This window comes from Reyranella sp., from assembly GCF_052439685.1.
Lineage (GTDB): Bacteria > Pseudomonadota > Alphaproteobacteria > Reyranellales > Reyranellaceae > Reyranella.
Genome location: NZ_JBQVQG010000043.1, coordinates 21,987 through 31,367 on the forward strand (window position 1 = coordinate 21,987; position 9,381 = coordinate 31,367).

The 9,381-nt window shown below is 67.4% G+C and carries 8 protein-coding genes; 3 read left to right on the plus strand and 5 right to left on the minus strand.

The window, feature by feature from the left end:
- Positions 1-26: 26 nt before the first annotated feature.
- Positions 27-1,316, minus strand: a complete 1,290-nt coding sequence (locus ACT6UX_RS28720) for a replication-associated recombination protein A (RefSeq protein ID WP_444778577.1) — start codon at positions 1,314-1,316, stop codon at positions 27-29.
- Positions 1,317-1,336: 20 nt separating this feature from the next.
- Positions 1,337-2,710, minus strand: coding sequence for a Do family serine endopeptidase (locus ACT6UX_RS28725; RefSeq protein WP_444778578.1), 1,374 nt, complete (start codon positions 2,708-2,710; stop codon positions 1,337-1,339).
- Positions 2,711-2,847: 137 nt separating this feature from the next.
- Here ACT6UX_RS28725 and ACT6UX_RS28730 point away from each other — a divergent pair, with 137 nt between their 5' ends.
- Entirely contained in the window at positions 2,848-3,849 is a 1,002-nt protein-coding gene (locus ACT6UX_RS28730; RefSeq protein WP_444778579.1) for a Bug family tripartite tricarboxylate transporter substrate binding protein, read from the plus strand.
- A 20-nt stretch (positions 3,850-3,869) separates the two neighbouring features.
- Here ACT6UX_RS28730 and ACT6UX_RS28735 read toward each other — a convergent pair whose 3' ends face one another.
- Both ACT6UX_RS28735 and ACT6UX_RS28740 read right to left on the minus strand, forming a co-directional pair.
- Complete coding sequence (locus ACT6UX_RS28735) at positions 3,870-6,149, minus strand: adenosylcobalamin-dependent ribonucleoside-diphosphate reductase (RefSeq protein WP_444778580.1); 2,280 nt, start codon at positions 6,147-6,149, stop codon at positions 3,870-3,872.
- Positions 6,150-6,229: 80 nt separating this feature from the next.
- Positions 6,230-6,964, minus strand: a complete 735-nt coding sequence (locus ACT6UX_RS28740) for a lysophospholipid acyltransferase family protein (RefSeq protein WP_444778581.1) — start codon at positions 6,962-6,964, stop codon at positions 6,230-6,232.
- Positions 6,965-7,065: 101 nt separating this feature from the next.
- Between ACT6UX_RS28740 and ACT6UX_RS28745 the strand changes: the two genes are divergently transcribed.
- Together ACT6UX_RS28745 and hpt are read left to right on the plus strand one after the other, a co-directional pair.
- Positions 7,066-7,755: a zinc-ribbon domain-containing protein gene (locus ACT6UX_RS28745; protein ID WP_444778582.1), complete on the plus strand. Its 690-nt coding sequence runs from the start codon at positions 7,066-7,068 to the stop codon at positions 7,753-7,755.
- Between the two features lie 25 nt (positions 7,756-7,780).
- Positions 7,781-8,338, plus strand: coding sequence for a hypoxanthine phosphoribosyltransferase (gene hpt / locus ACT6UX_RS28750; protein ID WP_444778583.1), 558 nt, complete (start codon positions 7,781-7,783; stop codon positions 8,336-8,338).
- A 154-nt stretch (positions 8,339-8,492) separates the two neighbouring features.
- Here the strand turns inward: hpt and ACT6UX_RS28755 are convergent.
- The coding region (locus ACT6UX_RS28755) for a DUF4175 family protein (protein ID WP_444778584.1) at positions 8,493-9,381 on the minus strand (889 nt) is incomplete at its 5' end.

Below are 9,381 nucleotides of genomic sequence, written 5' to 3' on the forward strand. Positions count from 1 at the left end.
TCGATGGCCGAGCTTCGCTCGGCCCTCTACCGCTTCTTTTCCCTGAGCTTCTTCCAGTAATCGAGCCGCTTCACGATCTCGCGCTCGAAGCCGCGCTCGACCGGCTGGTAGAACTCTTCGCGGTTCATGTTGTCGGGAAAGTAGTTCTGGCCGGAGAAGCCGTCGGCGGCATTGTGGTCGTACTCGTAGCCCTTGCCGTAGCCGATCTCCCTCATGAGCTTGGTCGGTGCATTGAGGATGTGCATCGGCGGCGTCAGCGACCCGTGCGTCTTGGCGGCGCGCTTGGCGGCCCCGAAAGCGACATAGGCGGCGTTCGATTTCGGCGCAGTGCCGAGATAGATCACCGCCTGCGCGATCGCCAGCTCGCCTTCCGGTGAGCCCAGGCGCTCGTAGGTCTCCCACGCCGCCAGCGTCTGGGTCAGCGCCTGCGGATCGGCCATGCCGATATCCTCGACGGCGAAGCGCACCAGGCGACGGGCGATATACTTGGGATCCTCGCCGCCATCGAGCATGCGCGCGAACCAGTAGAGCGCGGCATCGACGTCCGAACCGCGCAACGACTTGTGCAGGGCGCTGATCAGGTTGTAGTGCGCTTCCTGTCCCTTGTCGTAGAGCGGCGCGCGCTTCTGCAGGAGCGTCGCCAGCCGCGACGGCGGGACCGGCCCCTTGTCCTTCAATTGCGAGAGCTGCTCGGCCAGGCCGATCATGTAACGCCCGTCGCCGTCGGCCATGGCGAACAGGGCCTGCCGCCCCTCCTCGTCGACCGGCAGCTTGCGGCCGATCGCCTCCTCCACCCGCGCCAGCAGAGTCGACAGCGCGCCGTCGTCGAGACGGCGCAGCACCAGCACCTGGCAGCGCGACAGAAGCGCGGCGTTCAGTTCGAAGGACGGGTTCTCCGTGGTGGCGCCGATCAGCGTCACGGTCCCATCCTCGACATAGGGCAGGAAGCCGTCCTGCTGGGCCCGGTTGAAGCGATGGATCTCGTCGACGAACAGGAGCGTGCCCTTGCCGTCCTTGCGGCGCTGGCGGGCGGCCTCGAACACGCGGCGCAGGTCGGCCACGCCCGAGAACACCGCCGACAGCGGCTCGAAATGCAGGTCGACAGCCTCGGCGAGAAGTCTGGCGATGGTTGTCTTGCCGCAGCCCGGCGGTCCCCACAGGATCAGCGAGCCGAGCTTGCGGGCCTCCAGCATGCGGCCGAGCGGCCCCTCCGGACCGAGCAGGTGATCCTGGCCCAGGATCTCGCCCAGCGCCTTGGGACGCAGGCGTTCGGCGAGCGGCGTCGGGGCGAGCGAGGCGAAGAGTTCAGCCGGCACGGCCCGACACTTTCATGGGATCAGCGGAACTGGACGGGAAACACCACGCCGTCGCGGCCCACGCTGATGCTGTTGATGCCGCTGGCCACGCGCTTCTTGAGTTCGGCCACGTTCTTCACTTCCTGACCGTTGACCGCCAGGATCATGTCTCCGGGGCGCACGAAGCGGCTGGCATAGGCGCCGTTCTTCACCTCGACGATGATGATGCCAGGACGCCACTCTGCCAGCCCCATCTCCTCGGCGACGGCCGGCGACATGTTGACCACGGAGGCCCCCGACAAAGGCTGGCGGCCCTCGAGCAGCGACAGCTCGCGCGGCGGGTCCTCGGGCGGGGCCGCGAGCTTCAGGTCCACGACCACTTCCTTGCCGCCGCGCATGACCTTCACCGGCACGACCGTGCCGACGTTGAGCGTCGAAAGCCTGAAGCGCAGTGCCGCCTCGTCGTCGATCATCTGTTCCCGAATGCCGACGATCACGTCGTTGCGCTTCAGCCCGGCAGCCGCACCCGGGCCGCCCGCGAACACGTCCTTCACGACCAGGCCCGCAGGCCGCGTCAGGCCGAAGCCCGAGGCGAGGTCGGGCGTCACGCGTTGCATGCTGACGCCCAGCCACGGCCGCACGATCCGCCCGCCCTTCGTGCCGGTCGAGATCATGCGCTCGACGATGTTGGAGGGCGTCGCGAATCCGATGCCCACCGAGCCGCCGCTCTGCGAGTAGATCGCCGTGTTGATGCCGATCAGCCTGCCGTCGAGAGCGACCAGCGCGCCGCCCGAGTTGCCCGGATTGATGGCCGCATCGGTCTGCAGGAAGAAGTTGGAGTCGTTGATGCCGCCGGCGCTACGCGCCACGGCCGACACGATGCCGCTGGTCACGGTCTGGTTCAGGCCGAACGGATTGCCGATCGCCAGCACCATGTCGCCCACTTCGATCGAATCGGAATCGCGCAATTCCAGGAACGGGAACTTCTCGTCGGAGCCCTCGATGCGCAGCAGCGCCAGGTCGTAGCGCTCGTCCTGCGTGATGAGCTTGGCCTCGTACTCGCGACGATCAGCCAGCACGACGCGGATCTCGTCGGCGCCCTTCACGACGTGGGCATTGGTGACGATCAGGCCGTCGGCACCCACCAGCACGCCGGAACCCAGCGAGTTCTGCACCCGCTCGCTGCCCTGCTGGGGCATGCCGGGAAACGGGAACGGCAGGCGGCGCTGCACGCGGGCGGTCGTGGTCGTGTAGATGTTGACCACGGCCGGCGACACGCGCTTGACCAGCGGCGCGAACGAATAGGCGAGCTCGCTGCGCGAGTTCGGGAGCCCCTGCGCCACGGCAGCCGGGGCCATGGAAGTCACCGCACCGCATCCCACGAGAACCGCCGCCAGAACCAGCCGCCGCATCATACAGACATCTCCTTGGTCGGCCCGGATTTGCGGATTCTCTTGCGGCAAATCAAGGGCGGATATGTGCTGGCATATCGATTGCACCGCTCCGGCACAACACGCCAGCCCATCGGCGAGAGAGGAAAACGGAGCGATTCATGAAACTGACCCGCCGTACCGTCCTGGCCGCATCGGCCGCAACCCTGGGCTCTTCGCTGGCCGCACCCGCCGTCAAGGCGAGCCCCGGCTGGCCGGCCAGGCAGCCGATCAAGCTGATCGCCACCTTCCCACCCGGCGGCACCGCCGACACGATTTCCCGCATTCTGGCGCCCAAGCTTTCGGCCGCCCTCGGCACCCAGGTCGTGGTCGAGAACCGGCCGGGCGCCGGCGGCACGATCGGCTCCGACCTGGCGGCCAAGGCGGCGCCGGACGGCTACACGCTCGTCATTTCGCACGCCTCGCCGCTCGGCATCGCGCCCGGCATCTACCCCAAGCTGCCCTACAACGTGATCACCGACTTCACCCATGTGACCCTGATCGGCCATACCCCCAACGTCCTGATCGTGCCGGGCGATTCGCCCTACAAGACGCTGGCCGACTACATCGCCGCCGCCAAGGCCAGGCCCGACGCGATCGCCTTCGGCAGCTCGGGCATTGGCTCCAACACCCACCTGATGGGCGAACTGCTGGGCAGTCTTGCCGCCATCAAGCTGAAGCACGTCCCCTATCGCGGCTCCGCACCGTCGCTGCAGGACATGCTGGCCGGCGTCATTCCCTCGATGTTCGACCCGATCACGACCAACGTGCCGCACATCAACACGGGTAAGGTCCGCCTGCTGGCGGTCAGCTCCGACAAGCGCCTCGACATGTATCCCAACGCCCCGACCTTCGCCGAGCAGGGCTTCCCCAAGCTCACCACCTCGACCTGGGTCGGCGTCTCCGGTCCCAAGGGCATGTCGCCCGACGTGGTGGCGCGGCTCTACGACGAGCTGCAGAAGGCTTACAAGGCGCCCGAAGTGGTTGAGCGCTTCAAGGAAGTGGTGCTGCTGCCTGGCGACAAGCCGATGACGCCGGCCGAATACACGGCGTTCGTCGGCGACTTCGCGGCCCTGTGGGCCGGCGTCAGCAAGTCGGCCGGCATCGAACTCGAGCTGGGCTGAGCAGGTTGCAGGTGACTTGGTCACCCGCAGCGCGAATAGCCACAGTTCAGGCACACGTCACAGCCCTCCTGGTGCGTGAGGGCTGCGGCGCCGCATTGGGGGCATTGCCCCATCGATTTGGCTGAATCGCCGCCGGCCGCCGGCTCCTTCGCGCCGGTGGCGAGGCGCATGCGCTCCTCGATCGCGTCGATCAGGCTGGGCGATTCGGTCGGCGCCAGGAAGCCGATCTCGACAAGATGGCGCTCGATCACGCCGCCGATCGCGGCCAGCAGCGACGGCACGTAGCGGCCGCCCATCCACTGCCCGCCACGCGGGTCGAACACCGCCTTCAACTCCTCGACGACGAACGAAACGTCGCCGCCGCGACGGAACACCGCCGAGATCATGCGCGTCAGCGCCACCGTCCAGGCGTAGTGCTCCATGTTCTTGGAGTTGATGAAGATTTCGAAGGGCCGGCGGCGCCCCTCCTGCACCACGTCGTTGACGGTGATGTAGATGGCGTGGTCGCTGCCCGGCCATTTGATCTTGTAAGTCCGGCCCGGCAGCTCCTCCGGCCGGTCGAGCGGCGGGGCGAGATAGACGACGTCGCTGTCGCGCGGCGCCACCGCCGGCACGGGCGTCTCGGTCTTCGCCGGCTTCACCTCGAGCACGGCGCCGGTCACGTCGTTGGGTCGGTAGGTCGTGCAGCCCTTGCAGTTCTGCGCATAGGCCTCCTCGTAGACGCCCTTGAAGGCCTCGAAGGAGATGTCGCGCGGCAGGTTGATGGTCTTGGAGATCGAGCTGTCGACATGGTCCTGCGCCGCGGCCTGCATCGCCAGATGATCGGCGGGCGACAGCGTCTGGGCATCGACGAAGATATCCGGCGGCGGCGCCTCGTTGCCCTTCAGCTCGCGCCACACGCGGAAGGCGTAATCGTCCACGCTCTCCTCGCGCTTGGACCCGTCCGGTTGCAGGACATGCCGCACGTAGCTGAAGGCGAAGACCGGCTCGATGCCGGAAGAGACATTGTCCGCCAGCAGCGAGATCGTGCCGGTGGGGGCGATCGAGTTCAGCAGCGCGTTGCGGATACCGTAGCGGCCGATCGCCGTGCGGGCTTCCTCGGGCAAGGCCTTGATCGTCTCGCCGGCGAGATACTTCCCACGATCATAGAGGGGAAAGCTGCCCTTCTCGGCGGCAATGTCGGCCGACGCCATGTAGGACAGACGCTGCACCGCGCCCAGCCATTCGCGCGTGAGCCGTACCGCCTCGGGCGAGCCGTAGCGCACGCCGCAGAAGATCAGCGCGTCGGCGAGCCCGGTCACGCCGAGCCCGATGCGGCGCTTGGCCTGGGCCTCCTTCTCCTGCTGCGGCAGCGGGAAGCGCGAGACGTCGATAACATTGTCGAGCATGCGCACGGCCAACGGCACCAGCCGCTCCAGCGCGTCGTCGTCGAGCGCCGCCTCGGGCGTGAACGGCGCCTTCACCAACGCCGCGAGATTGATCGATCCGAGCAGACACGCGCCGTAGGGCGGCAGCGGTTGCTCGCCGCACGGGTTCGTCGCCTGGATGGACTCGCAATAACGCAGGTTGTTCCGGCGGTTCACCCGATCGATGAAGATGACGCCAGGTTCGGCCACGTCGTAGGTCGCGCGCATGATGCGCTCCCACAGCGCCTTTGCTTTCACCGTCCGGAAGGTCCTGCCGCCGAACATCAGCGGCCAGTCGGCATCGTCCTCGACCGCCTTCATGAAGGCGTCGGTGACCAAAACCGAGACGTTGAACATGCGCAGCCGCTTCGGGTCGCGCTTGGCGTCGACGAAGGCCTCGATGTCGGGATGGTCGCAGCGCAGCGTCGCCATCATGGCGCCGCGTCGCGAGCCCGCGCTCATGATCGTGCGGCACATCGAGTCCCACACATCCATGAAAGAGAGCGGTCCCGACGCATCGGCGCCAACGCCCACCACCGGCGCCCCCTGCGGGCGGAGGGTCGAGAAATCGTGGCCGATCCCACCCCCCTGCTGCATCGTGAGGGCGGCCTCGCGCAGGTTCTCGAAGATGCCCGACATGTCGTCGGAAATCGTGCCCATCACGAAGCAGTTGAAGAGTGTTACCGTCCGCCCCGTGCCGGCGCCCGCGATCACTCGGCCTGCGGGCAGAAACTTGAATCCCGACAGCGCCTCGTGGAAACGGCCGGCCCACAACTCCGGGTCGCGTTCCGGCGCCGCCAGAGCGCGGGCGACACGCCACCAGGTCGCGTCGAGATCGGCGTCCGGCGTCGCTGCCGTGCTGGCCCCCGGCGCGGTCTTGAAGCGGTATTTCATGTCCCAGATCCGCTGGGAGACGGGTGCCCATTCCATCGGGAAAAAGTAGGCCGACGGCCGGTCGATATCAACAGATCGTTCTATTTTTGTTCGCGCCTGCAGGCTGCGGCAACGAGCCCGTCCGTGGCGCCCTCGATGCGCTCGCGCAGGGTCGTCATGAACACCTCGCGGCCCAGGCCCGGTGGAATGGCGGGCAGGATCTCGACATCGATGATTCCCGGCCACTTGATGAACTTGCGGCGCCCCCAGAACACGCCGGAATTCAGCGCGACCGGAACGACGGGAACGCCGAGCTGCCGGTAGAGCGCTGCCGTTCCCACCTGGTAGGGCTTCTCGTCGCCGACGGCGACCCGCGTGCCCTCGGGGAAGATCAGGATCGACCGCCCCTCGGCCAAGGTCGCCTTGGCCTGCTTCACCAGCCCGCGCAGCGCCTTCGCGCCATCGCCGCGTTCAACGGCGATGTTGCCGGCCCGCGCCATCGCCCAGCCGACGATCGGGATCAGTACGAGTTCGCGCTTCATCACGGTGGCGGCGCCGGGAAACAGGCGGGAGAAAGCCAGCGTCTCCCACGAGGACTGGTGCTTGCACGCGAAGATGACCGGCCCGGTCGGCAGGTTTTCCTGCCCCCTCACGCGATGCGTCAGCCGGCAGGTGACCCGCAGCCACCACAGGCAGAAGTCGATCCACACCAGCGACCAGGCGACCACGAAGCGCCGCGGCATCAGCAGAATCGGCGAACCGGCGATGGCAAGGATCGTGGTGCCGGCATACCAGCCGACATTGAAGAAGAACGAGCGCAGCCGGAGGCCAAACATTTCAAAAGTATTCGCGAGCGACGTGTTGCTTGTATGCCAACTTGTAGTGGCCTAGTGTCGCCGCGCAAAGGACATCTGGTGGGGCACCCCCCGCTCTCATCATGCAGCTTACCTGTTCCAACTGCGGCGCCCGATACGCCGTCGATCCCGTGGCGATCGGCCCGACAGGTCGCACTGTACAGTGTGTGCGCTGCAGCCATCGCTGGTTCCAGAAACCCGACGCACCGCCACCTCCCGACACTCCGCCGGAAGCACAGCCTGCGCCAGCTGCTCCTGCCGTACCCGATGTCGTCATCCGGCCGTCGACGCCGGGCGCCGGCCTACCGGCCCTCACCACGCCGCCGCCGAAACGGAAGACGAACTGGGGCACCTTGATTGCTTATGCGATCGTCCTGATCGTGCTGCTGGGGGGCGCGGGTTATGCCTATCGCGACCAGATCAAGGCCCGGCTTCCTGCCTCCTGGCGTGCCATCCTTCATCTCGACACCGCGCGGGCGGCGCCCGACGCGCCTCGGATGGCGCGTGCCCATGTCGGGCTCGACATGGCGACGACCAAGATCGATCTCATCGACGGCCGCTACGTGGTGCTCGGCGAACTAATCAATACCGGCACCGCCCCCGGCTCGACCCAGCGTCTCAAAGTCGTCTTCCGTGCCGGCGAGCAGGTCCTGGCCGAACGCGCGATGCCACTGATCGAGGGGCCGATCCAGCCGGGCGCGCGCCGGAGTTTCAGCCTGCCGCTTGACGAGCCCCCCTCGGGTGCGACCAACATCGTGCCGACCGTCGACTAGCGCCTCCGCTTTACGAGAGTTCCCGTTGCCCGATCGCACCACCTCCGACCGTCCGGTCGTCTCCATCCGCTTCTCCGCCGCCGAGATCGCCGCGCGCGTCGAGGAGATGGCGACCGACCTCTCCGAGAAGCTCGCTTCCGACACACTCGTGGTCTCTGTGCTGAAGGGCAGCTTTGTCTTCGCCGCCGATCTGATCCGGGCGCTGAGCCGTGCCGGCGCCGACTGGTCGATGGATTTCGTCACCCTGTCGAGCTACGGCAGCGGCACCGAGACGAGCGGCACCGTCCGGATCGTGCGCGACATCGTCGACGACGTGCGCGACCGCGACGTGCTGCTGGTCGACGACATTCTGGAATCAGGTTTCACTCTGAGTTTCGCCAAGAAGCTCCTGGAGGAGCGCGGCGCCCGCCGCGTGTCGATCTGCACCCTGCTCGACAAGCCCGCCAAGCGGCGCACGGACCTGAAGGCCGACTTCGTGGGCTTCGAGGCGGGCGACGAGTTCCTGGTCGGCTACGGCCTCGACTGGGCTCACCGTTTCCGCGGCCTTCCCTATATCGGTGTGGTCGAGAAGACGGCGGAGTAGAAAGCGCGCTCTCGTCATCCTGAGCGGGGTACCCTCCGCCCTGGAGCGCAGCGAAGGATCTCCCGCCAGCTAGGGAGTCCTCTGGTCGATCTGTGAGGTCCTTCGCCGCGCTCAGGACGACAGATTCGCCTCAGACTGACTTGTCGCTCGGCCCCTAATAAGTCTTCAGCAGCCGGTCGATGTAGTCGAGTTCTTCCTTGGGGCGCAGCTGCTCGCCGGCGCGGCGGCGCAGTTCGTCGAGGATCTCGCGGCTGCGCTGGCGGTCGAGTTCGAGCGGGACCTTGTCGGAGCCGGAGTCGATCGCATCGCCATAGTTGCCGTCGGAGCGGCCCAGCGGATCGCGGTCCTCGCTGCGGCGCTCGCGTTCCTCGATCTCGGCGATGTCCTGGTTGTTGCCCGGGCCGCGCTGCTGGCGCAGCTGCTCGGCCATGTCGCCCATGCCCTGCTGGAGGTTGTCGAGCGCCCGGCGCTGGGCGCGGGACGCCTCGCGCGGGTCGCCGCGACGCAGCGCCTCCTCGGCCTCGCGCATCGAGCGCTCGGCGCGGCCCAGCGATTCCGGCATCTGCAGGCCGTTTTCGTCGAGCTTCTGCATGAACTCGCCCAGCCGGCCACGCAGCCCTTCCTGCTGGCCGCGCTGCTGGTCACCCCACTGGCCCTGCCCCTGCCCCGGCTGGCCCTGTCCCGGCTGGCCCTGACCCTGCTGACCTCGTCCCTGCTGTCCTTGCTGGCCCTGTTGTCCTTGCTGACCGCGCTGACCTTGCTGTCCCTGCTGGCCACGCTGGCCCTGCTGCTGACGGCCCTCGCGCTCGGACTCGCCCAGCAGCTGGTTCTGCCGGCGCGACAGCTGGTCGAGCTGGTTCATCATCTCGCGACCCTGCTGGTTGCCCTGGCCCTGCTGGCCGCGCTGCCCCTGCTGCTGACGCTGCTGGCCGTTGGGGTTCGCCATCATCGGGGTGGCGTTCTCCATCATCTTGCGCAGCTCCTCGAGCATGCGCTTGGCCTCTTCGCGCTGGCCGTTCTTGGCCATCTCGCGAATCTTGTCG

Coding starts and splice junctions, on each gene's coding strand:
- ACT6UX_RS28745 (WP_444778582.1), top strand. CDS start 7,066: ATGCAGCTTACCTGTTCCAACTGCGGCGCCCGATACGCCGTCGATCCC.
- ACT6UX_RS28740 (WP_444778581.1), bottom strand. CDS start 6,964: ATGTTTGGCCTCCGGCTGCGCTCGTTCTTCTTCAATGTCGGCTGGTAT.
- ACT6UX_RS28730 (WP_444778579.1), top strand. CDS start 2,848: ATGAAACTGACCCGCCGTACCGTCCTGGCCGCATCGGCCGCAACCCTG.
- ACT6UX_RS28725 (WP_444778578.1), bottom strand. CDS start 2,710: ATGATGCGGCGGCTGGTTCTGGCGGCGGTTCTCGTGGGATGCGGTGCG.
- ACT6UX_RS28735 (WP_444778580.1), bottom strand. CDS start 6,149: ATGAAATACCGCTTCAAGACCGCGCCGGGGGCCAGCACGGCAGCGACG.